This is a genomic window from Alsobacter sp., assembly GCF_059501845.1.
Genome location: NZ_JCACDK010000001.1, coordinates 739,923 through 760,735, shown reverse-complemented (window position 1 = coordinate 760,735; position 20,813 = coordinate 739,923). Strand labels below are relative to the sequence as shown.

Here is a 20,813-nt window from a genome sequence, read left to right as displayed (position 1 = left end):
CGAACCGGACAGCACCGCCATGTATCGCTACGACGAGTTCGACCGCCGCTTTGTCCAGGAAAGGACGCAGGAGTTCAGCGACCAGGTGGCCCGGCGCCTGTCCGGCGAGCTGACGGAAGACCAGTTCAAGCCACTGCGGCTGATGAACGGCGTCTACCTGCAGCTTCACGCCTATATGCTGCGCATCGCCGTCCCCTACGGCACGCTGTCCTCGCGACAGCTGCGCAAGCTCGCCTTCATCGCGCGCACCTACGACCGCGACTACGGCCACTTCACCACGCGCCAGAACCTGCAGTTCAACTGGATCGCGCTGAAGGACGTGCCGGCCATCCTTGAGCATCTCGCCGAAGTCGAGATGCACTGCCTGCAGACGTCGGGAAACTGCATCCGCAACGTCACGGCGGACCACTTCGCGGGCGCGGCGGCCGACGAGATCGCCGATCCCCGGCACTTCGCCGAGATCCTGCGGCAGTGGTCCTCGATCCACCCCGAGTTCACCTACCTCCCCCGCAAGTTCAAGATTGCCGTCACCGGCGCGCCGAACGACCGCGCGGCGATTCAGGTCCATGACATCGGGCTCGAGGTGAAGCGCAGCGAGGCGGGCGAGATCGGCTTTGCCGTCTTCGTCGGTGGCGGCCAGGGCCGCACGCCGATGGTTGCGATCAAGCTGCGCGACTTCCTGCCGGAGCGCGAGCTGCTCGCCTACTGCACGGCCATTCTGCGCGTCTACAACCAGCACGGCCGGCGCGACAACAAGTTCAAGGCCCGCATCAAGATCCTGGTGCACGAGACCGGTCATGCCGAGATCCGCGACGAGATCGAGGCGGAGTACGCCGCCATCAAGGCCGACGGCGTGCCGCTGGAGCTGCCGCGCGAGGAGATCGACCGGATCGGGGCGTATTTCGCCCCGCCCGCCTTCGAGACACTCCCTGCCCGCTCCGAGGTGCTGGAGAATGCACGCGCCGTCGATCCCGGCTTCGCCGACTTCATCACCCGCAACGTGCTCGCCCACCGCCAGCCCGGCTATGGCTGCGTGACGGTTTCGCTGAAGCCCATCGGCGGTGTGCCCGGCGATGCCAGCTCGAAGCAGATGGAGGTCGTTGCCGACCTTGCCGAACGCTACTCGTTCGACGAGGCCCGCGTCAGCCACGAGCAGAACCTCGTGCTGCCCCACGTGAAGCTTGACGATCTTCCCACGGTCTACGCCGAACTGCAGCGCGCCGGCCTTGCCACGGCGAATGCCGGGCTGGTGACCGACATCATCGCCTGCCCCGGCCTCGACTATTGCGCGCTCGCCAACGCCCGCTCGATCCCGCTGGCCCAGCGGCTCAGCGAACGCTTCGGCGACGCCAAGCGCCAGCAGGAAATCGGCGACCTAAAGATCAAGATCTCCGGCTGCATCAACGCCTGCGGCCATCACCACGTCGGCCACATCGGCATTCTCGGCGTGGAGCGGAAGGGCGAGGAGTTCTACCAGATCACGCTCGGCGGCTCCGGCGACGAAACCTGCTCGATCGGCGAGATCGTCGGCAAGGGCTTCTCGACGGCCGAGATCGTCGACGCGGTCGAGGTCGTCGTCGACACCTACCTGAAGCTGCGGACGAGCCCGGAGGAGACTTTCCTCCAGGCCTTCCGCCGTCTTGGCGAGGCGCCATTCCGGGAGGCCCTTTATGCAGAGGCAGCCTGAGCCCCTTCCGGTCTCCCCGGCTGCCGTGGCAACGGCCGCGGCGCTGGAGGCAGCCCACGGGCACCTCGCAGCGGAGGACGTATTCGCTATCGCTGCCCGGACGCTGTTCACCGGCCGGACCGCGCTGGTCACGAGCTTCGGCGCCGACAGCGCCGTGCTGCTGAAGATGGCTGCGGACATCGACCCGGCCCTGCCCGTGATCTTCGTCGACACTCGCCGCCTCTTCCCCGAGACGCTCGCCTATCGCGACGCACTGGTGGAGAGGCTCGGGCTGACCGGCGTGCGCACCGTCGCTACGTCGCAACAGGACGAGGACGCGAAGGACCCCTTCGGCGCGCTCTTCGCGGCTGACCCCGACGCGTGCTGCGGCTTCCGCAAGGTCGAGCCGCTCGAACAGGCCCTTGATGGGTTTGATGCCTGGATCAGCGGCCGCAAGCGCTTCCAGGCGGGGACGCGCGCGGCGCTGCCGACCTTCGAGGCGGATGGCACGCGCATCAAGGTGAACCCCCTCGCCTCCTGGACGGCGTCGGACGTCCTCGCCTACCTCGCCCGGCACGACCTGCCCCGCCACCCCCTCGTGGCGCGCGGCTATCCCTCGATCGGCTGCGCCCCCTGCACGACGCCCGTCGCCGAGGGCGAGGATCCGCGTGCCGGCCGCTGGCGTGGCCAGGGCAAGACCGAATGCGGCATTCACCGGAGCGCCGCGGCATCCAGCATCGGAGGCGCATGATGGCGCTCTACAAGAACGGCGCCTTCGTCGCGGACGAGTGGTCCTATCCCGGCGCTGACGACCCGGTGCCGGGCGACGGCGCGGTGGCCGTCGGCAAGGCACGCTTTCTCGCAAGCCGTGACGAACTGATCGGCCGCAACGGCCCGCTGGGGATCGTGCTGGAGTCGGGCGAGGATCTCGAGGGCCTGGAGCACGACCTGCCGCGCTTCTCCCTGATCGTTCTGCGCATTCCGCGCTACACCGACGGCCGCAACTACTCCAACGCCGCGCTGCTGCGCGAGCGTCACGGCTTTCGCGGCGAGATCCGCGCCGTGGGCGACGTCCTGCGCGACCAGATCCCGCTGATGATCCGCTGCGGGGTCGACAGCTTCGACGTGACGAACGAACCGACCCGCCGGGCGCTGGCCGAGGGCCGCGTGCATGGCGTGGGCGTCCACTACCAGCCTTCGGCCCGCGGCGGCGAGGCGGTGCCCGAAGGCACGCGGCCCTGGCTGCGCGTGTCGCGGGCGTGAACGAGGACGGGACCGACATGATGCTCACCGCCCCCTCCGCGCTCCAGACCGCAGGCCAACTCCTCCCGGGCCCGGGCCCGCGGCTGACGCCGCATCTGGCCCGGCTGGAGGCGGAGTCGATCCACATCATCCGGGAGGTGGCGTCCGAGTTCGCCAATCCGGTGATGCTCTACTCCATCGGCAAGGACTCGGCGGTGATGCTGCATCTGGCGGTGAAGGCCTTCTGGCCGGGCCGCCTGCCCTTTCCGCTGATGCACATCGACACGACCTGGAAGTTCCGCGAGATGATCGCCTTCCGGGACGAGACGGCCCGCCGCCTCGGCGTCGACCTGATCGTGCACACTAACCAGGACGGACTGGCGCGCGGCATCAACCCGATCGCGTCGGGATCGGCCGTGCACACGCAGGTGATGAAGACCGAGGCGCTCCGCCAGGCGCTGGACCGGCACGGCTTCGACGCCGCCTTCGGCGGTGCGCGCCGCGACGAGGAAAAGAGCCGCGCCAAGGAGCGTATCTTTTCTCACCGCAGCGCCGGCCATGTCTGGGAACCGCGCAACCAGCGGCCGGAACTCTGGAACGTGTTCAACACCCGCCTGCACAAGGGCGAGTCGATGCGGGTTTTCCCGCTGTCGAACTGGACCGAGGCGGACATCTGGGCCTACATCCTGGCCGAGGACATCCCCGTCGTGCCGCTCTATCTGGCGAAGGAGCGTCCCGTGGTGGAGCGCGACGGCGCGCTCATCATGGTCGACGACGACAGGCTCCCCCTCCACCCGGGCGAAACACCGCAGATGCTGCGCGTCCGCTTCAGGACGCTCGGCTGCTATCCGCTGACGGGCGCCGTCGAGTCCGACGCCGATACGCTGGAAGCGGTCGTCGCCGAGGTGCTCGGTGCACGCTCGTCGGAACGGCAGGGCCGCGTCATCGACAAGGACGAGCAGGCCTCCATGGAGCGCAAGAAGCGCGAGGGCTATTTCTGATGGGTGCTCCTATCCCCGCCTCTGCGGCCCGCCCCGTTCCGCTGGCCCGCGCCGCGGCCCGGCAGGGTCTGTTGCGCTTCCTGACCTGCGGCTCCGTGGACGACGGCAAGTCGACCCTGATCGGCCGCCTGCTCTACGAGGCCAAGGCGCTCTTCGACGACCAGATGGCGGCCCTGGAGAAAGACTCCCGCCGCCACGGCACGACGGGCGAGGACATCGACCTCGCGCTTCTCGTCGACGGGCTGGAGGCGGAGCGCGAGCAGGGCATCACCATCGACGTCGCCTACCGCTTCTTCGCGACGCCGAAGCGCTCCTTCATCGTGGCGGACACTCCCGGGCACGAGCAGTACACGCGCAACATGGCGACCGGTGCCTCGACCGCCGATGTCGCCATCCTGCTGATCGACGCGCGCAAGGGCGTGCTCACCCAGACCAAGCGCCACAGCATCATCGCTTCGCTGCTCGGCATCCGGAACGTCGTTCTCGCCATCAACAAGATCGACCTCGTCGGCTTCGACAGGACGCGTTTCGAGGCGATCGAGGCCGAGTATCGCGCCTTTGCCGCAGGGCTCGGCTTCACCGGCATCGTCTCCGTGCCGCTCTCGGCCCGCTTCGGCGACAACGTCGTCGCGCGCAGCGCCAACACGCCCTGGTATTCCGGCCCGACGCTGCTGGAGCACCTGGAGCGCGTGGACGTCGCGGACGAGGAGGGCGACCTCCCCTTCCGCTTCCCGGTCCAGTGGGTGAACCGTCCCAACCTCGACTTCCGCGGCTTCTCCGGCACCGTCGCGAGCGGCCGCGTCCGGCCGGGAGACCCGGTCGTCGTCGCCTCCTCGGGCCGCCACACCAGCGTGGCCCGCATCGCGACCATGGATGGCGACCTCGCCGAGGCCGGACCGGGCGACGCCGTGACCCTCGTTCTCGCCGACGAGCTCGACGCGCCGCGCGGCGAGATGCTGGTGGAGGCCAAGCGCCGCCCGACGGTGTCCAGCCGCTTCTCGGCCCGGCTCGTGTGGATGGCGGAGCAGCCGCTGCATGTCGGGCGGACCTACCTCCTCAAGTCGGGCGCCCGCACCGTGCCGGCCACGGTCACGGCGCTTCGCCACCGCATCGACGTCGAAAGCCTCGCCACGAGCCCGGCATCCTCGCTGGCGCTGAACGAGATTGGCCTGGCCGAGTTCGAGACGGCCGGCGCCATCGCGTTCGATCCCTATGAGGAGAACCGCGCGACAGGCGCCTTCATCCTGATCGACAGGCAGGAGAACGGCACGCTCGCCGCCGGCATGATCGAGGCGGGTCTCGACGCCGCGACTCAGGTGCACCGCCACGCCCACGACCTCGACGGCCGGGCACGCGCCGCTCAGAAGGGCCAGCGGCCGCTGGTGGTCTGGCTCACGGGCCTGCCCGGCTCCGGCAAATCCACCATCGCCAACATGGCCGAGCGCCGGCTGCACGCGCTCGGCCACCACACGATGCTGATCGACGGCGACAATCTCCGCCAGGACCTCAACCGCGACCTCGGCTTCGACCCTGCGTCACGCGCGGAGAACGTGCGCCGCACCGGCGCCGTGGCCGGCCTGATGGCGGATGCGGGCCTTGTGGTGCTCGTGGCGCTCGTGTCCCCGTTCCGCTCGGACCGCGATGCCGTGCGCGCGCGCTTCCCGGCCGGCACGTTCGTCGAGGTTCACATCGACACGCCGCTGGAGATCTGCCGGGAGCGCGACCCCAAGGGGCTCTACGCGCGCGCCAGCGAGGGCCGTATCGTCAACCTGACCGGGGTCGGTCAGGACTACGAGGCACCCCTCGCACCAGAACTCGTGCTGCACGCCGGCATGGAGTCCGCCGCCGAACTCGCTGAGGAACTCGTCGCCGACATCCGCCGCCGGATCCTCGCGGAACCCGAGACGGCCATCGACTCGGCGGGTCTTTAGGGCTCAACGGCCTTTTCCCGCCTTGCGGAAGAAGGCGGCGCGCATGCTCACCGGCTAACGTCATTGCGGGGAGCGCAGCGACGAAGCAACCCCGTCGCTGGTATCGGATGGTGAAAACGGGCGTTGGGTTGCTTCGCTTCGCTGGCAAAATGGGAGTGGTCTCACGCCAGGGCGAAAGCTGCCTCGCCTACTCCAGTGGCGGCTTTACCGTCGCCCGACGCTCGAGCCAGGCGGGGACCGGAAGCCCCTTGGAGCGCAGGAACTCGGGGTTGAAGAGCTTCGACTGGTAGCGCGTGCCGTAGTCACACAGGATCGTCACGATCGTGTGGCCGGGGCCGAGATGGCGAGCCAGCCTGATTGCGCCGGCGACGTTGATGCCAGACGAGCCGCCGAGGCAAAGGCCTTCCTTCTCCAGGAGGTCAAAGACGATAGGCACTGCCTCCTCGTCCGGGATCTGGAAGGCGACGTCGATGGGCGCGTCGACCAGCTGCGCCGTGATGCGGCCCTGGCCGATGCCTTCAGTGATCGACGAGCCCGAGGATTTCAGCTCGCCCGTCGTGTAGAAGCTGTACAGCGCCGCTCCGAGCGGATCAGCGAGCCCGATCGTGACGTTCGGATTTCGCGCCTTCAGCGCCATACCGACGCCGGCGAGCGTGCCGCCGGTGCCGACCGCGCAGACGAACCCGTCGACCTTTCCGTCCGTCTGCTCCCAGATCTCGGGACCCGTCGTCTCGACATGGCCCTGTCGGTTGGCGACGTTGTCGAACTGGTTGGCCCAGATGGCACCGTTCTTCTCGGTGAGGGCCAGCTCAGCCGCGAGGCGGCCCGACACCTTCACGTAGTTGTTGGGGTTGGCGTAGGGAACAGCCGGCACCTCGACGAGCTCGGCACCCGCCAGCCGCAGCATGTCCTTCTTCTCCTGAGACTGGGTCTCGGGGATGACGATGACGGTGCGGAAGCCCAGCGCATTGCCGACGAGCGCGAGGCCGATGCCGGTGTTGCCCGCCGTACCCTCCACGATGACGCCGCCGGGACGAAGCTCGCCCCGCTCGACCGCGTCATTGATGATGAAGAGGGCGGCCCTGTCCTTGACCGACTGGCCGGGGTTCATGAACTCGGCCTTGCCGAGAATGTTGCAGCCCGTGAGCTCGGAAGGGCCCTTGAGCGCGATCAGCGGCGTGTTGCCGATCGCCTCGACGATACCGTTGCGGATGTTCATGAAAACCTGACCCAGCCAGTCCTTTGCGGACAGGCCGACGCTTATCAGCTGTACCAGACGGGCTGCAAGGACACCTGGTCAGACGTGGTTTCCGCCAGCAGCGCGAGCGCCTCGTTCGTCGACGCGAAGGCCCGGCCGTCCAGAGCGGACGACTGCCCTTCCCCGACCGTGAAGACGTAGAGATCCCAGCGCCGCACGAGTACGCCGAGCGTGTCTGTGGCAGCGGAGACGATGAATGCGTCCGCACGCAAGCCTTCGGAGAGGAAGTACCGCACGAAGCCGTCGAGCCGATCGCCGAGCCAGCGCTTCACGTCTCCCGCTGGATGCGGTGTGCGCTTCGCGACGATCAAACCGGCATCCGACATGGCGTTCTCCACGCGCTCGTTGAAGACACAATATACATGTCCGGGATCGGTTGACAAGTATTTCACATCCAGTCGTGGGCAGATTTGTATTACACGAAAAGGAATGTAAAAAACCCCGGCCGGGTGAACGGCCGAGGCCAGTAGCCCTCGGGGAGGATCCGTCGAGGGTGGTAGGGTGTCAGGCGGCCCTCACCTGCTGCGGCCCCGGCCTGGCTTCCTTTCGCAGGCGGGCAGCGGCTTTCTGTGCGGCGGCCACACTGGCGAAGCTGGTGCTCTCCAAGGGCCGGTACAGGGCGTCCGAGGCGTAGAAGCTGTAGTGCCGCTCGCCGGGTTGGCGGGCAACGATACCGGCCGCGTTGTCGTCGATCTCGATCACGTAGGCGTCAGGCATGACGGTTCTCCGGCATCGTCCTGCGATGCTTCGCTGGGAGTTCGGAATGCTGCATGCGTCGCGGCGTCAGCTTTGCCGACAGCATCCCGTGGCAGCCGTGCTGCACCTGCCGTTTGCGTGCCTGTCTGCGATGGGGTTCGTCATGGTCGTCCTCAGTAAAGGGAGCCCACGACGGTGTCGTGGCGCTTTAGCGGTTGGTGACGCGGCGCAAGCTGCTCGTTCAAATTGCCGCGGTGGCCGGGAGCGCATCTCCCGGGCACAACTCAACGCTAAGCTGTCTAGTGATTTTGTCAACTAATTCGTCCGGGAAAACGGACGGAATCGAAATTCCGTCCGTTTTGCCGGAATTTAGATCAGCGATCCGCCTTTTCGCCGCTCGCCGAACGGGCGAGGTACTGCCGGGTGACATCGTCGATGTGCTCGTCGATCCAGCGCGCCATGTCCTGCTCCTCGCGAAGCGACTCGCGCAGAACCTCGACCTCGCGGTTGAAGCCCGCTTCCTCGCCCAGCGTGATCAGCGACTTGTAGGCCGCGATCTCGTAGTTCTCGAAGGCCAGATTGGCGAAGCTGTTCTTCAGGATCTCGTCGCTGGCGGGGGCATGGGCCATGGCGGCCAGGTTGCCCATCAGCTTCATCGCCGTGTCCTTCAGGGCGGAGCGGCCCTCGTCCATGCTCTCGAGGATGCGGTCGATGCGCTGCATCTGCTGGCGCGTTTCATCGAGGTGCTGGCGCAACCGCGCGGCGACCTCCGGGTAGTTTGTGACGCGATCGAGCTGCCGCTCGATGATCTGCTCCGCTTCCTTTTCGACGGAGTGGATGTTGATGGCGCCGTCGACGAAGAGCGAGCGGGCGGTGTCGCCTGCGCCCGTGCTGCTGTAGCTCGCGCTCATGGGGGTTCTCCTGTTTCGCTGGGCCCAGAACGGCCCCAGCGACGGGATGTTCCCTCGCTGAATCAGTTGCGGTTCATGGCCTCGCGCGGCGTGACGTCGCGGAAACGGAATGGCAGGACCGTGCCCCGCAGGCTGCGTGAATCCGGGCCCACCATCACGTCCACCGCCCCGGCCACCGGCGGCGCGAAGCGCCCGTCGGGCTGCCAGAAGGCGAGGTCCGCCGCCGTCAGCGGCATCTTCACCGTTCCCACTTCGCCGGCCTTGAGAGCCACCCGGGCAAAGCCGCGCAGCTCGCGGACCGGCCGCGAGACGCGAGCGATGTGATGCCGGATGTAGAGCTGCACCAGGGTCGAGCCCTCGCGCTCGCCGGTGTTCATCACGTCGACGCTCACAGTGGCGGTCTGGGCCGGTCCGAGCGACGCCGTGTCGACCCGCGGCGGGCCGATGTAGAAGCTCGTATAGGTAAGGCCATAGCCGAACGGGTAGAGCGGCGTCGGAGCCTGGTCAATATAGGTGCTGGTGTAGGGCTTGGGCGTTTCGCCCGCAGGACGGCCGGTCGGGCGAGCGTCGTGGTAGATGGGGATCTGCCCCACCGAGCGCGGGAAGGTGATGGGCAGGCGTCCCTTCGGCTCGGAGAGCCCAAAAAGGACGCGGGCGACGGCCAGGCCGCCGCGGCTGCCCGGATACCACGCTTCCAGGATCGCCGGCGCCTCCCGGTCCAGATCCTCGATCGTCAGCGGGCGTCCGTTCATCAGTACCACGGCGACCGGCTTTCCCGTCGCCATCACCGCCCGCGCCAATGCCATCTGGTCGCCGGGAAGATCGATGTTCGACCGGCTGGCCGCCTCCCCGCTCTGCGTGGAGCGCTCGCCGAGCACCAGCACCACACGGTCGGCGCTGGCCGCGAGCTTCGCGGCGGCGGCGATGTCGGCGGGCGACGAGCGGTCGATCGAACCGCCGGTCGCCGAGACGATGTCGGCATCCTCCCCCGCCACCTGCCTGATCCCGTCGATGACGGTGATGGCCGCCTCCGGATCGCCGTGGGCGGCCCAGGAGCCCAGCGTGTCCGGCTTTGAGTCGGCGAGCGGCCCGATGACCGCGATCCGCTGCGCGCCTGGCGCGAAAGGCAGGGTCTGGCGGTCGTTCTTCAGCAGCACGAGCGACTTTTCGGCGAGATCGAGAGACTTCTCCTGGTGCACGGCGAGATCGAGGATCGCGCTCTCCCGGCTCTCGTTGGAGCGACCATAGGGATTGTCGAAGAGCCCGAGCTCCTCCTTCAGCGTCAGGATGCGGCGGACGGAGTCGTTCAGCTCCGCAATCGGCACTGCACCGTCGCGCACCAGTTGCGGCAGCTGGGTGAGATAGGTCCGGCTCTCCATGTCGATGTCGGTACCGGCACGGAACGCCTGGTCGGCGGCATCGGCGCCATCCTCGGCGACACCGTGCACGGTCAGTTCTTCGACAGCGCCGAAATCGCTCACCACGACACCGCCGAAGCCCCACTCGTTGCGCAGCACGTCCCGCAGCAGGCGGGCATTGGCGACGCCTGGAACGCCGTCGACCGCGTTGAAGGCTGCCATCACGCAGCGGACCTTGGCTTCAACGGCGGCCTGGAACGGCGGCAGCTGTGTCTCGCGCAGCGCCCTCTCGGAAAGGTCGGCGGCAGAGTAGTCGCGGCCGGCCTCGGTTGCGCCGTTTCCGGCAAAATGCTTGACGCAGGCGGCCACCGTGTCGTTGTCGGCGAGCGACTTGCCTTGCAGGCCGCGCACCCGGGCGGCGGCGATCCTGGCTCCGAGCCAGGCGGACTCGCCGGACCCCTCCGCCACGCGTCCCCATCGTGGATCACGGGTCACGTCCACCATCGGGGCGTAGACCCAGTTGACGCCCGCGGCCGAAGCCTCGCGCGCGGAAACCCGCTCAGCCCCCTCGATGGCACCGATGTCCCAGCTGGCGGCCTGCCCGAGCGGGATCGGGAAGATGGTGCGATAGCCATGCAGCACGTCGAAGCCGAGCAGCAACGGAATGCCGAGGCGGGTCTTGTTGACGGCGAGGTCCTGCAGGCCGCGGGTGTATTCGGCGCCGTAGACGTTGAACAGGCCGCCCGCCTGCCCGGCGAGGATCGCCTCCTTCACGTCCGACCGGGTGTAGGGACCCGTGGTGGCGTGGTGGCCGGATACTAGGTTCAGCTGACCCACTTTCTCTTCCAGCGTCATGCGCGCGAGAAGCGCTTCGACGCGTGGGCTCGCCGTCTCCGCCTTGGCCGGTGGCGAAGCCGCGGCGAGAGCAAGAGACAGCGTGAGGGCGATGCTGCGCGGCAGTCTGGCGACGTCGAAGCTCATGGGACTCGCGAAAAGGCTGACGGAAGGACGGGCGGGCCGAACGGGCATTATGCGCCCACAGCGGTGAATGGTCACGGTAAAGCCGCCAGCATGGCGGGGGCGCATGGACCTGAGCACGACCGACGGGTTACACTGCCATGCGGTAGAAATGAGAACGGCCACTCACTTTCTCGCCATCACCGCCCCGCCGGAGGCGACGTCGATCCCATGAAGCACCAGACGGCGGAGAGCCGCCAGACGGCAGAACCCGTAGATGGAGCGGAAACGACCGGCCATCCGGGCGAGCCGGCCATCTGGCGTGCCGCGTTCGCGCACTCGCCTCTGCCCATGATCCTGCACGACGTCGACGGCGCCATCCTGGACGTCAACCATTCCTTCGTCTCCATGACCGGCTACAGCCTGGCGGACGTGCCCGACGCGACGGCTTGGCTGCGCCTCCTCAGGCGGGTGCCCGACAGTGAACGGGACAGCGTCCTCTCGGACGCTCTGGAGCCGTACCGGTCCGGCGTGGCCCAGCTCGGCAAGGTGATCGACATCTGGACCTCCGCGGGCGTGCACCGGCGCTGGCGCCTGTTCAGCTCCGAGCCCTACACGCAGGGCGACGGGCGCCGCCTCGTCATCACCACCGGCCAGGACGTCACGGATGTCGAGGCGGCCGAGCGCGAGCTTGTCGAGAGCCGGGAACGCATCGGCGCGCAGCTGGCCGAACTGGAAGCCCTCTACAGCGCGGCGCCGGTCGGTCTGCAGATGCTCGACCGCGACCTCCGCGTGGTCCGCATCAACGAGGCCCTGGCCGAATTGAACGGCTTCAGTGTCGCCGAGCATGTCGGGCGAAATATCTTCGACATCGTGCCCGACGCCCGTTCCGTGGCCGAGCCGCTGTTGCGGCGTGTGCTCGAAACCGGGGAGCCTGTCATCGACTTCGAGCTGGAGGGCGAGACGGCGAAGGCGCCGGGTGTCGTCAGGACCTGGAACGAGCTGTTCTACCCGGTGAAGGACCAGACGGGCGAAGCGACCGGCATCGGCGTCATCTGCCTGGAAACCACGGAACGCACGGCGTCGGACCGGCGGCTGGCTGCGCTGAACCGCGCCCTCGCTGAGTCCCTTCATCGCTTCGAGGTGGTGACGCGCGCCGCGCAGATCGTGGTCTTCGCCCAGGACGCCCAGCGCCGCTACACGTTCATCAGCGAGGCGCGCTGGGGCCGTAGCCGTGACGAGGCGGTCGGTCTGCGCGACGAGGAATTGCTGCCGCCGGATGTCGCCGGACCCACGATCGCTCTTAAGGACGAGGTCCTTGCGACCGGCCAGTCGCGCCAGTGCGACATGCGCGTCGACATCGATGGCCGGGAGATGTGGTGGCACAAGCGCGTCGAGCCAGTGCTCGGCGAGGACGGGACGGTAGCCGGCCTCGTCGGCGTCTCGATCGACATCACCGATCGCAAGCAGCGGGAAAACCAGGTCGAGACCTTGATGCTCGAGCTGGCGCACCGGTCGAAGAACCTGCTGGCGGTCATCCAGGGCATGGCGCGCCATTCCCGGGGGCGGGTCGCGACCGTCGACGAGTTTCTCGCCTCGTTCGAAGGGCGTCTGAAGAGCCTCGCCCAATCGCATGACATCCTGGCCCGGGAAGGCTGGAGCGGCGCGGGTATCGGAGACCTCGTCTCCTCGCAGCTGGGCCACTATCCCGAAATGCTGGGCAGCCGCGTCGTCCAGCGCGGGCCAGCGCTGCTGCTCTTGCCTGCGGCAGCCCAGAACATCGGCATGGCGCTGCATGAGCTGTCCACCAACGCCCTCAAATACGGGGCGCTGTCCAACGGCGGAGGCCGCGTCGACATCGAATGGCGCGTCGAGCCCGGCGGTGCGGGCGAGGAGGACAGGTTCGTTCTCGAATGGCGCGAGAGTGGCGGACCACCGGTCCGTCCGGAGATGGTCCAGCAACGCGGCTTCGGGCGCGTGGTCACGGAGCTCATCGTCTCGCGCGCCGTTCACGGCCAGGCCACGTGGAATCCCGCGCCCACCGGCGTGACGTGGAGGCTCGAGGCTGCGCTGCCGTGGGTCGCTGCAACCGCAGCAGGCGAGTGACAAAAAAACACGCTTAAATTCGACGGACTTTCCGGACCTGATTTTAAACCCGCGATGAGACCTTCCGGTTGAAAGTCCGGAGTCGAATTCATGCGGGTTGCATCAAGTCTCGCCCTTGCCGCTCTCATCGCGACAGGGTTCGCTGGAAGCGCTGAAGCCGCCGGTGCCGCAGGCATAGCGCCCTCCACCTCGATTACGCTGCGCGAGCCGGTGCCGATCCCGGTGGGCTATTACGAGCTGTGCGTGTCGACGCCGTCCGTGTGCCGCCCGCGCGCTGGCCGCAAGCCGCGTACGGGCGACGGGGCCGTGCGGGCGACGCCGGAACTCTTCTCCGAGCTTCAGGCGGTCACGGTCGCCGTCAACCGCGCCATCATCCCGGTCGCGGACCGGGATGCACCCGGGATTGGCAAATGGCGGGTCGATGCGAAGGCCGGGAACTGCAAGGACTACGTGCTGACCAAGCGCCAGCGGCTTCTGGAAGCCGGCCTGCCATCCAGTGCGGCCCTGGTCGCCATCGTTCGGCTGTGGAGCGGTGAACAGCACGCGGTCCTGGTGGTCCGGACCGACCAGGGCGACTACGTGCTCGACAATCTGGACGATAGCGTGCGCCCGTGGCGCAGCGTCTCGTACCGCTGGGAGAAGATCCAGTCGCCGACCGACACATGGATCTGGAACCGGCTCTGACGAACCCCGCTCCAACGAAGAAGGCCGGACCGGCATAACGCCGATCCGGCCTACTTCATGCTAGGCGGGCCGAAGCCCACCGATATCAGTTGGAGCTGACGGAGACCGAGGCCGAGCTGCTGGCCGACGCGCTCGCCGTGCCGCCGGAGCTGCTCGTGGTCGCCGAGGACGACGCGCTGGCGCTCTTTCCACCGCAGCCGCAGTGACCACCGCCCCCATGGTGCCCGCCGCCCGGATTGCCCGGCTGTCCGGGGGTGCCGGGAGTTCCAGGATTGCCCGGTGTGCCAGGGTTGCCCGGCGTGCCAGGGTTACCCGGTGTGCCGGGGTTACCCGGTGTGCCGGGGTTGCCCGGCGTGCCGGGGTTGCCCGGCGTGCCAGGGTTCCCAGGTGTGCCAGGGTTGCCAGGTGTGCCGGGGTTGCCCGGTGTGCCAGGGTTGCCCGGCGTGCCAGGGTTGCCCGGTGTGCCAGGGTTGCCCGGCGTGCCAGGGTTGCCCGGCGTGCCGGGGTCACCCGGCGTGCCGGGGTTACCGGACGGAGGCCGGCTGGTACCGGGGTTCGAGGCGGGAGGCTGCGACGTCGAGCCGCCACTGCCCACGCCGACATGGCCCCATCCGCCGCCGATCGTCCCGGTGTACTGGGGATCGTCGATCTCGACTTCGATGGTGCCGCCGGGGCAGCCACCCTCGTAGAGGCGGAGCCGGGCTTCGCCGCCGCCGCGCCGTCCCGGCGCGACCTTGCAGAACGAGCGGCCGGTGCCGCGGCCGGTGGATCCGGTCGTCGTCACCTCGCGAACCGTGTACTGGGGCTCCGGCCCGAATGAGCCGTCAGAACGGCCCGATCCGAGTTCGTAGGGCTGCACGCCGGCAACGACCGCAGGGGTATCCTCGCTCACCGAGGCGAAGCCGGCGGGACAGCCATTCTGGAAGAGCCGCGTGACGACCCGCTGTCCGGGCGCGGTGGGAATGCGGCGGCAGAGTTGCTTGCCCGAGCCGCCGCCCGACGACGCGGTGGTGCGCACGTCAGACGCTGACCGGCCGGGGCCCGGGATTGGCGCGGCGTAGGCGTTCGGACCCGGCTCGTAGGGCTGGACCCCAGAGGCCGCAGCAGCCGCCGGCGCATCCTCGCTGACCGCGGCAAAGCCGCTGGGGCATCCGTTCTCGAACAGGCGCGTGACGATGCGCTGCCCCGGCGCTGTCGGAATGCGGCGGCAGAGCTGCTTGCCGCTCCCGCTCGCCGACGATGCGGTGGTGCGGACGTCCGGCGCTGACCGGCCCGGGCCCGTGAGGGGCGCGGCGTAAGCGCTTGGACCGGGCTCGTAGGGCTGCACAGCGGCGGCCGATGCCGCGGCAGGGGCATCCTCGGTGACCGCTGCGAAGCCGGACGGGCAGCCGTTCTGGAACAGGCGCGTCACGATGCGCTGGCCCGGCGCCGTCGGGATGCGGCGGCAGAGCTGCTTGCCCGACGAGCCCCCGGTGGTGGAGGCCGTGGCCGTCACGTCGCGGACACCGCCGGCGGTCGCGGCAGGCGCCGCGGAGGCCGTGGCTCCGGAAGAAGGAGCGGCCGAGCCGAAACCAAACTCAAACGGCGCTGGCGTCACCGACGCGGGGTTGTCGAAAGCCAGCTCCACGTATCCAGGCGCGCAGGTTCCGCGGCGATAGCGGATCGGCTCGTTCGAGGCCGCATCCAGGGGGACCTTGCGGCAGATCGTCTTCTCGATCTCGGCCAGGGCGGTCGCGGAAATCGTGTCCGCCGGTGCCGCTGCGCCGGTTCCCACGGCCAGAAGGGTCGAAATCGCGACGCCTCCAAGCGCGCTCAACAGGAAGGGTCTCGTCATGGGCGGCAACTCCGATCAGCTCGTCGATACCCATGACTTTTCATCCAGAAGTTTATGAGTGGTTAACTTTAGCGACCCCCGGTTGCATACCTAGGTCAACCTCGGCGATGGGCCGCGAATGAGTCTTCGCGGCCACATCCGAAGTCCGCGGCGCTCCAGCTGGAACGGTTCGCTCAGGCCCGGATCCGCAACGAGGAGGGATCGTAGAGGGGCTTCAGTGAAGCCCTTGCGGGAACGATTCGCCCGCCGATCTCGATCTCGAATCGCGAGCCCAGAAGGGCTGCCGAACCCTCGCCGGGGGCGACGGGGACGTATCCCAGCCCCACCGCGCCGCCCAGCGCATGGCCGTACATGCCGGAGGTCAGGCGCCCGACGATGGCGCCGTCCTTCCAGATGGGCTCGTCGTGATAGACCAGCGGCTCCGGGTCCTCGACGAGAAACTGGACGAGACGCCGGCTCACGCCCTGGTCCCGCTGGCGCAGCAGCGCGTCCCGGCCCACGAAGCCGCCGGCCTTGTCCCACGCGACACAGAAGCCCAGCCCCGACTCGAGCGGCGTATCCTCGGGCGTGATGTCGTGGCTCCAGTGGCGGTAGGCCTTCTCCATGCGCAGGCTGTTCATGGCGTGATAGCCCGCCAGGCGCAGCCCGAATGCCCTGCCCTCCTCCACCAGCAGGTCGAAGACGGCCAGCGTGAACTCGGTCGGCACATAGAGCTCCCAGCCGAGTTCGCCGACATAGGTGATGCGCGTCGCCCGGACCGCCGCCGCCCCGATGACGATCATGCGGCTGGTCCCGAACGGGAAGGCCGCATTGGAGAGATCCTCCCCCGAAACCTTCTCCAGCAGCGCGCGCGAGTTCGGCCCCATCAGCCCGAGCGTGGCCAGACCGGACGTGACGTCGACGACCGCCGCGCGATCGTCCTCGCCGATTCCCTTCTCCAGGTGGCGGCGGTCTCGCAGCTGCGTGGCGGCAGCCGTCACGACAAGGTACTCGTCTTCCGCGACGCGGGTGACGGTGAGGTCGGCCTCGATGCCGCCCTTCCCGTTCAGCCACTGCGTGTAGACGACACGGCCGGGAGCCACGTCCACCTCCGCGTCGCCGAGCCGGTTCAGAACCTTCATGGCATCGCGGCCCTTCACCACGAACTTGGCAAAAGACGACTGGTCGAACAGGCCCACGGCCTCGCGCACGGCCATGTGCTCCTGCCGGGACGCCTCGAACCAGTTCTGCCGGCCCCAGGAGTAACGGTACACAGGCTCCTCGCCGGGCAGCGCGTACCAGTTCGGCCGCTCCCAGCCCGCCACCTCGCCGAAGCAGGCGCGCGCCTCCGTCAGGCGCTCGTGCAGGCTGGACCGCCGAACGCCGCGCGAGGTCTCGTACTGCCGGAACGGCCAGTGCATCGCATAGAGGAGCCCCAGCGCCTCCGAGACGCGCGGCACGAGGAAGCTCTTTGCGTTCTGGTGCGGGAAGAGGCGGGCAACGTCCACGTCCCACAGGTCGAAGGGGGGCTCACCCTCGACGATCCAGTGCGCGAGCGCCATGCCGGCGCCGCCGGCCGACTGGATGCCGATAGAGTTGAAGCCGGCAGCCACGAAGAAGTTCTGGACCTCGGGAGCGGGGCCGAGGATGTAGCGCTGGTCGGCGGTGAAGCTCTCCGGCCCGTTGAAGAACTTGCGGATGCCGACGGTCTGCAGCGAGGGCACGCGCCGCATGGCGTCCTCGAGGATCGGCGCAAAGTGGTCGAAGTCCTCGGGCAGTTCGCCGAAGGCGAAGTCCTCGGGGATGCCGTCCAGCGCCCAGGGCTTGGCCTTGGGCTCGAAGGCGCCGAGGAGCAGCTTCCCGGCATCCTCCTTGTAGTAGGCGCAATGGTCCATGTCGCGCATGACGGGCAGGCCGGCATGCATTCCGTCCAGCGGATCAGTGACGATGTAGAAATGTTCGCAAGCCTGCAGCGGGATGTCGACGCCGGCCTGAAGGCCGATGGCGCGGGCCCACATCCCCGCGCAATTGACGACGATCTCGGCCTTGACGGTGCCCTGCTCGGTCTCCACGCCGACGGCGCGGCCGTTCTCGACCAGCACACGCTCGACCTTGCAGTTCTCCACGATGCGCGCCCCGCCCATGCGCGCGCCCTTGGCCAGCGCCATGCACGTGTCGATCGGGTTGCACTTGCCGTCATGCGGGTACCAGTAGGCGCCGATGACGTCGTGGATCGACATCAGCGGCCACTTCTCCTGCGCCTCGCGCGGCGAGATCTCCTCGGCCACGACGCCGAAGCTGCGCAGCATGGCGGCAGCGCGCTGCACCTCGTCCCAGCGCTCCGGGTTGGTGGCGATGGTGATCGAGCCGGGCTGGACGAAGCCCGTGGCCTGCCCGGTCTCCTTCTCCAGCCCCGTGTACAAGTCTACCGTGTACTTCGAGAGCTTTGTGAGGTTTTGCGTGTACTGCGATGATCTCACGAGCCCCGCTGCGTGCCATGTCGTGCCCGAGGTGAGCTGCTTGCGCTCGAGCAGCAGCACGTCCTTCACGCCCATCCTGGTGAGGTGGTAGGCCGTCGAGCAGCCGAGAATTCCCCCGCCGATGACGACGACGCGGGCGTGGGTGGGAAGCTCGGCCATGGGTGCCTCTGCGTGTATTGGACCGCGGGTCTTCAGACCCGCATCTTGGCTGAAAGGCGCGTCTGGAGACGCGCGCTCCGCAACTACGCCCTCAGGCGCTCGTTGGCGGGATCGTAGAGCGGATCGGGCACCACCGTCGCGCCTTTCAGCTCGCCGCAGATCTCGACCTGGAACGCCGTGCCGGTCGTCGTCAGCGCCGGCGGAACATAGGCGAGCGACAGGCTCCTACCGGTGCGATGGCCGAAGGCGGAGGTGGCGACGATGCCGACGCGACTGCCGTCCTTCCAGACGGTCGAGCAGGACGGGGCGTCGGCGTCGCCCGCCTCGTCCAGCGCCAGCAGTACGAGCCGCTCGCGCGGGCCCTTCTCTCGCTCGGCGAGGAGCGCCGCTTTCCCGGTGAACTCGCCCTTGCCGAATGCGACGAAACGGTCGAAGCCCGCCATCAGCGGCGTGTATTCCCGCGTGATGTCGCCCTTCCATCCGCGATAGCCCTTCTCGATCCGCAGGCTGTCCATGGTGTAGACGCCGAAATCCGTAAGCCCGTGCGGCTCACCCGCCGTCCACAGGGCATCGTAGACCCGAGGCAGCGCCGCGAGCGGCAGGTGCAGTTCCCAGCCAAGCTCGCCGACATATCCGATGCGGATGGCGAGCGGCCGGACATAGCCGATCTCGATCTCGCGCGCGGACAACCAGGGAAAAGCGGCATTATGCAGCGGATCGGGCGTGACCGCACCGAGGATCGCGCGCGACGCCGGCCCCGCCAGCACCAGCGTTCCCCACTGGGCGGAGATGTCCTCCACCTGCACGGAGCCATCGCGCGGCAGCGCTGCCTCCAGCCATTGCCGGTCGTGCTCGTGCGCAGAACCGGCGCTGCAGAGGTAGAAGCGCTGGGCGCCGATCCGCGTCACCGTGAACTCGCTGACGATGCCCCCGGCCTCGTCCAGCGCCCAGGTGAGCACCACGCGCCCGAGCCCCGGCAGCTTTCCGCACAGGAACCGGTCGAGGAAGGCCTCCGCGCCCGCGCCGGACACGACGAGCTTGGTGAAGCCGCCCATGTCCATGATGCCCGCGCGCTGCGAGACGGCCTCGACCTCGCGCCTAACCGCCGTGTGCCAGGCTGGCCGGCGGAAGCTCGGGGCGGGATCGGGATCGTCTCCCTCCGCCGCGAACCAAACGGCCCGCTCCCAGCCGCCGCGCGCGCCGAAGCGGGCGCCCTTCGCGGCAAGCCGCTCGTAGAGCGTGGTGACGCGCGCGGGCCGCCCGCAGGGCCATTCCTCCACCGGGAAGGCGATGGCGTATTCGCGCCGGTAGAGCTCCGTGGCGCGGTCGGCGGTGTAGGTCGTCGTCGCGTAGTCGCTGAAGCGGCGGGAATCGAGAGCCCAGATGTCCCATTCCGGCCGGCCGTCGACGATCCAGTTGGCTGCCAGCCGCCCTGCCCCGCCAGCCTGGGCGATGCCGAACGAAAAGCAGCAGCACTGGAAGAAGCCGGGCAGGCCACGGACCGGGCCGATATAGGGGTTGCCGTCCGGCGAATACGGGATCGGGCCGTTGATGACGCGCTGCACGCCGGCCGTGCCGAGGATCGGGACGCGGGCGATGGCGTCCTCGATATACCACTCCAGCCGCTCGAGATCGTCGGGCCAGAGCTGGCTGGCGAAGTCGTCGGGAATGCCGTCCTGCCAGTGGAGGGTCGCCTTGGCCTCGTAGGGGCCGAGCAGCAGGCCGTCGCGCTCCTGGCGGAGGTAGTAGCTGGAATCCGGGTCGCGCAGCAGCGGCAGCTTCTGCTCCCGGCCGGTCAACGCGGCAACCGGCTCGGTGACGAGGTATTGGTGCGACATGGCGACGATCGGCAGGCGACGGCCGACGAGCTTCATCACCTCGCCCGCCCGGTACCCCGCCGCGTTGACGACGGTGTCGCAGGCGATCTCGCTCTCGCTGCCGTCTTTCGCCTTCAGCCTGACGATCCAGCCGCCGTCAGGCGCGCAGTCGAGCCCGACCACGTCGACGAAGCGCCGCACCCGCGCACCCCGGTCACGGGCACCCTTGGCGAAGGCCTGCGTCAACTGGCTCGGGTCGATGTCGCCGTCCAGCGGGTCCCAGAGCGCGCCCTGCAGGTCGTGCAGCTCGAGGAAGGGATAGAGGTCGCGCGCCTGTTCCGGGGAGAGCACGCGGAAGTCGATACCCTGCGCCTGCGCCATGGAGGCAACATGCCGGAACTCGTCCATTCGCTCCCGCGAATGCGCCAACCGGATGGACCCGGTCACATGGTAGTTGATGGGGTAGTCGACCTCCTCGGCCAGCCGCGCATAGAGCGCCGTCGAGTGGCGCTGCAGCTTGATGACGTTGTAGTTGGTCGAGAAATTCGGGCAGTTCCCCGCCGCATGCCACGTCGAGCCCGTGGTCAGCTCGTCACGTTCGACGAGGATGGCGTCCGTCCAGCCGCGAAGTGCGAGATGGTAGAGAACGCTCGCCCCGACGGCTCCGCCCCCGATGACGACGACCTTCGCTCGCTCGCTCATGGGCACGCTCCCGTTCCCTTCGTCTGGTCAGG

15 protein-coding genes are annotated in these 20,813 nt (G+C 68.4%); 7 read left to right on the top strand and 8 right to left on the bottom strand.

The window, feature by feature from the left end:
* Nucleotides 1-19: 19 nt before the first annotated feature.
* The 5 genes from AC5JCN_RS03510 to cysN are packed head-to-tail and all read left to right on the top strand — an operon-like array spanning nucleotide 20 to nucleotide 5,840.
* On the top strand, nucleotides 20-1,687 hold the full coding sequence (locus AC5JCN_RS03510) for a nitrite/sulfite reductase (protein ID WP_495753610.1): 1,668 nt from the start codon (nucleotides 20-22) through the stop codon (nucleotides 1,685-1,687).
* The gene (locus tag AC5JCN_RS03505) at nucleotides 1,671-2,417 is read left to right on the top strand and encodes a phosphoadenylyl-sulfate reductase (protein ID WP_495753609.1); all 747 of its coding nucleotides are present in this window, start codon (nucleotides 1,671-1,673) and stop codon (nucleotides 2,415-2,417) included. The genes AC5JCN_RS03510 and AC5JCN_RS03505 overlap by 17 nt, the downstream gene beginning before the upstream one ends.
* On the top strand, nucleotides 2,417-2,929 hold the full coding sequence (locus tag AC5JCN_RS03500; RefSeq protein ID WP_495753608.1) for a DUF934 domain-containing protein: 513 nt from the start codon (nucleotides 2,417-2,419) through the stop codon (nucleotides 2,927-2,929). Before AC5JCN_RS03505 ends, AC5JCN_RS03500 begins: the two co-directional genes overlap by 1 nt.
* 20 nt (nucleotides 2,930-2,949) lie before the next feature.
* A complete protein-coding gene (cysD, locus tag AC5JCN_RS03495) occupies nucleotides 2,950-3,909 on the top strand; it encodes a sulfate adenylyltransferase subunit CysD (RefSeq protein WP_495753741.1) in 960 nt (319 codons plus the stop codon).
* Nucleotides 3,909-5,840 (top strand): sulfate adenylyltransferase subunit CysN, encoded by a 1,932-nt coding sequence (gene cysN, locus AC5JCN_RS03490; RefSeq protein ID WP_495753607.1) that lies wholly within the window; start codon nucleotides 3,909-3,911, stop codon nucleotides 5,838-5,840. The genes cysD and cysN overlap by 1 nt, the downstream gene beginning before the upstream one ends.
* Before the next feature lie 187 nt (nucleotides 5,841-6,027).
* On the opposite strand, the gene AC5JCN_RS03485 is transcribed toward cysN, so the two are convergent.
* The 5 genes from AC5JCN_RS03485 to AC5JCN_RS03465 all read right to left on the bottom strand — a co-directional run bounded on the left by AC5JCN_RS03485 (nucleotide 6,028) and on the right by AC5JCN_RS03465 (nucleotide 11,044).
* Nucleotides 6,028-7,059: a cysteine synthase A gene (locus AC5JCN_RS03485; protein ID WP_495753606.1), complete on the bottom strand. Its 1,032-nt coding sequence runs from the start codon at nucleotides 7,057-7,059 to the stop codon at nucleotides 6,028-6,030.
* A gap of 44 nt (nucleotides 7,060-7,103) precedes the next feature.
* Complete coding sequence (locus AC5JCN_RS03480; protein ID WP_495753605.1) at nucleotides 7,104-7,424, bottom strand: hypothetical protein; 321 nt, start codon at nucleotides 7,422-7,424, stop codon at nucleotides 7,104-7,106.
* Nucleotides 7,425-7,602: 178 nt separating this feature from the next.
* Entirely contained in the window at nucleotides 7,603-7,815 is a 213-nt protein-coding gene (locus tag AC5JCN_RS03475; RefSeq protein WP_495753604.1) for a hypothetical protein, read from the bottom strand.
* A gap of 353 nt (nucleotides 7,816-8,168) precedes the next feature.
* Nucleotides 8,169-8,705 carry a ferritin-like domain-containing protein gene (locus AC5JCN_RS03470; RefSeq protein ID WP_495753603.1) on the bottom strand — a complete coding sequence of 179 codons (537 nt, stop codon included), beginning with the start codon at nucleotides 8,703-8,705 and terminating at the stop codon, nucleotides 8,169-8,171.
* A 62-nt stretch (nucleotides 8,706-8,767) separates the two neighbouring features.
* A complete protein-coding gene (locus AC5JCN_RS03465; protein WP_495753602.1) occupies nucleotides 8,768-11,044 on the bottom strand; it encodes a glycoside hydrolase family 3 N-terminal domain-containing protein in 2,277 nt (758 codons plus the stop codon).
* A 207-nt stretch (nucleotides 11,045-11,251) separates the two neighbouring features.
* Between AC5JCN_RS03465 and AC5JCN_RS03460 the strand changes: the two genes are divergently transcribed.
* Both AC5JCN_RS03460 and AC5JCN_RS03455 read left to right on the top strand, forming a co-directional pair.
* Complete coding sequence (locus tag AC5JCN_RS03460; RefSeq protein WP_495753601.1) at nucleotides 11,252-13,126, top strand: PAS domain-containing protein; 1,875 nt, start codon at nucleotides 11,252-11,254, stop codon at nucleotides 13,124-13,126.
* A gap of 90 nt (nucleotides 13,127-13,216) precedes the next feature.
* Nucleotides 13,217-13,810 (top strand): transglutaminase-like cysteine peptidase, encoded by a 594-nt coding sequence (locus AC5JCN_RS03455; RefSeq protein WP_495753600.1) that lies wholly within the window; start codon nucleotides 13,217-13,219, stop codon nucleotides 13,808-13,810.
* Between the two features lie 85 nt (nucleotides 13,811-13,895).
* Here AC5JCN_RS03455 and AC5JCN_RS03450 read toward each other — a convergent pair whose 3' ends face one another.
* The 3 genes from AC5JCN_RS03450 to AC5JCN_RS03440 form a co-directional block, all read right to left on the bottom strand.
* Nucleotides 13,896-15,644, bottom strand: coding sequence for a hypothetical protein (locus AC5JCN_RS03450; protein WP_495753599.1), 1,749 nt, complete (start codon nucleotides 15,642-15,644; stop codon nucleotides 13,896-13,898).
* Nucleotides 15,645-15,817: 173 nt separating this feature from the next.
* Complete coding sequence (locus AC5JCN_RS03445) at nucleotides 15,818-18,262, bottom strand: GcvT family protein (RefSeq protein ID WP_495753598.1); 2,445 nt, start codon at nucleotides 18,260-18,262, stop codon at nucleotides 15,818-15,820.
* Between the two features lie 83 nt (nucleotides 18,263-18,345).
* The gene (locus AC5JCN_RS03440) at nucleotides 18,346-20,781 is read right to left on the bottom strand and encodes a GcvT family protein (RefSeq protein ID WP_495753597.1); all 2,436 of its coding nucleotides are present in this window, start codon (nucleotides 20,779-20,781) and stop codon (nucleotides 18,346-18,348) included.
* Nucleotides 20,782-20,813 lie beyond the last annotated feature (32 nt).

Bases quoted from the DNA above. Each gene is read 5' to 3' on its own strand.
- AC5JCN_RS03440 (WP_495753597.1), bottom strand. From the start codon at position 20,781: ATGAGCGAGCGAGCGAAGGTCGTCGTCATCGGGGGCGGAGCCGTCGGG.
- AC5JCN_RS03455 (WP_495753600.1), top strand. From the start codon at position 13,217: ATGCGGGTTGCATCAAGTCTCGCCCTTGCCGCTCTCATCGCGACAGGG.
- cysD (WP_495753741.1), top strand. From the start codon at position 2,950: ATGCTCACCGCCCCCTCCGCGCTCCAGACCGCAGGCCAACTCCTCCCG.
- AC5JCN_RS03475 (WP_495753604.1), bottom strand. From the start codon at position 7,815: ATGCCTGACGCCTACGTGATCGAGATCGACGACAACGCGGCCGGTATC.
- AC5JCN_RS03485 (WP_495753606.1), bottom strand. From the start codon at position 7,059: ATGAACATCCGCAACGGTATCGTCGAGGCGATCGGCAACACGCCGCTG.
- AC5JCN_RS03445 (WP_495753598.1), bottom strand. From the start codon at position 18,262: ATGGCCGAGCTTCCCACCCACGCCCGCGTCGTCGTCATCGGCGGGGGA.
- AC5JCN_RS03510 (WP_495753610.1), top strand. From the start codon at position 20: ATGTATCGCTACGACGAGTTCGACCGCCGCTTTGTCCAGGAAAGGACG.
- AC5JCN_RS03480 (WP_495753605.1), bottom strand. From the start codon at position 7,424: ATGTCGGATGCCGGTTTGATCGTCGCGAAGCGCACACCGCATCCAGCG.
- AC5JCN_RS03465 (WP_495753602.1), bottom strand. From the start codon at position 11,044: ATGAGCTTCGACGTCGCCAGACTGCCGCGCAGCATCGCCCTCACGCTG.
- AC5JCN_RS03460 (WP_495753601.1), top strand. From the start codon at position 11,252: ATGAAGCACCAGACGGCGGAGAGCCGCCAGACGGCAGAACCCGTAGAT.
- AC5JCN_RS03505 (WP_495753609.1), top strand. From the start codon at position 1,671: ATGCAGAGGCAGCCTGAGCCCCTTCCGGTCTCCCCGGCTGCCGTGGCA.
- AC5JCN_RS03470 (WP_495753603.1), bottom strand. From the start codon at position 8,705: ATGAGCGCGAGCTACAGCAGCACGGGCGCAGGCGACACCGCCCGCTCG.
- AC5JCN_RS03500 (WP_495753608.1), top strand. From the start codon at position 2,417: ATGGCGCTCTACAAGAACGGCGCCTTCGTCGCGGACGAGTGGTCCTAT.
- cysN (WP_495753607.1), top strand. From the start codon at position 3,909: ATGGGTGCTCCTATCCCCGCCTCTGCGGCCCGCCCCGTTCCGCTGGCC.
- AC5JCN_RS03450 (WP_495753599.1), bottom strand. From the start codon at position 15,644: ATGACGAGACCCTTCCTGTTGAGCGCGCTTGGAGGCGTCGCGATTTCG.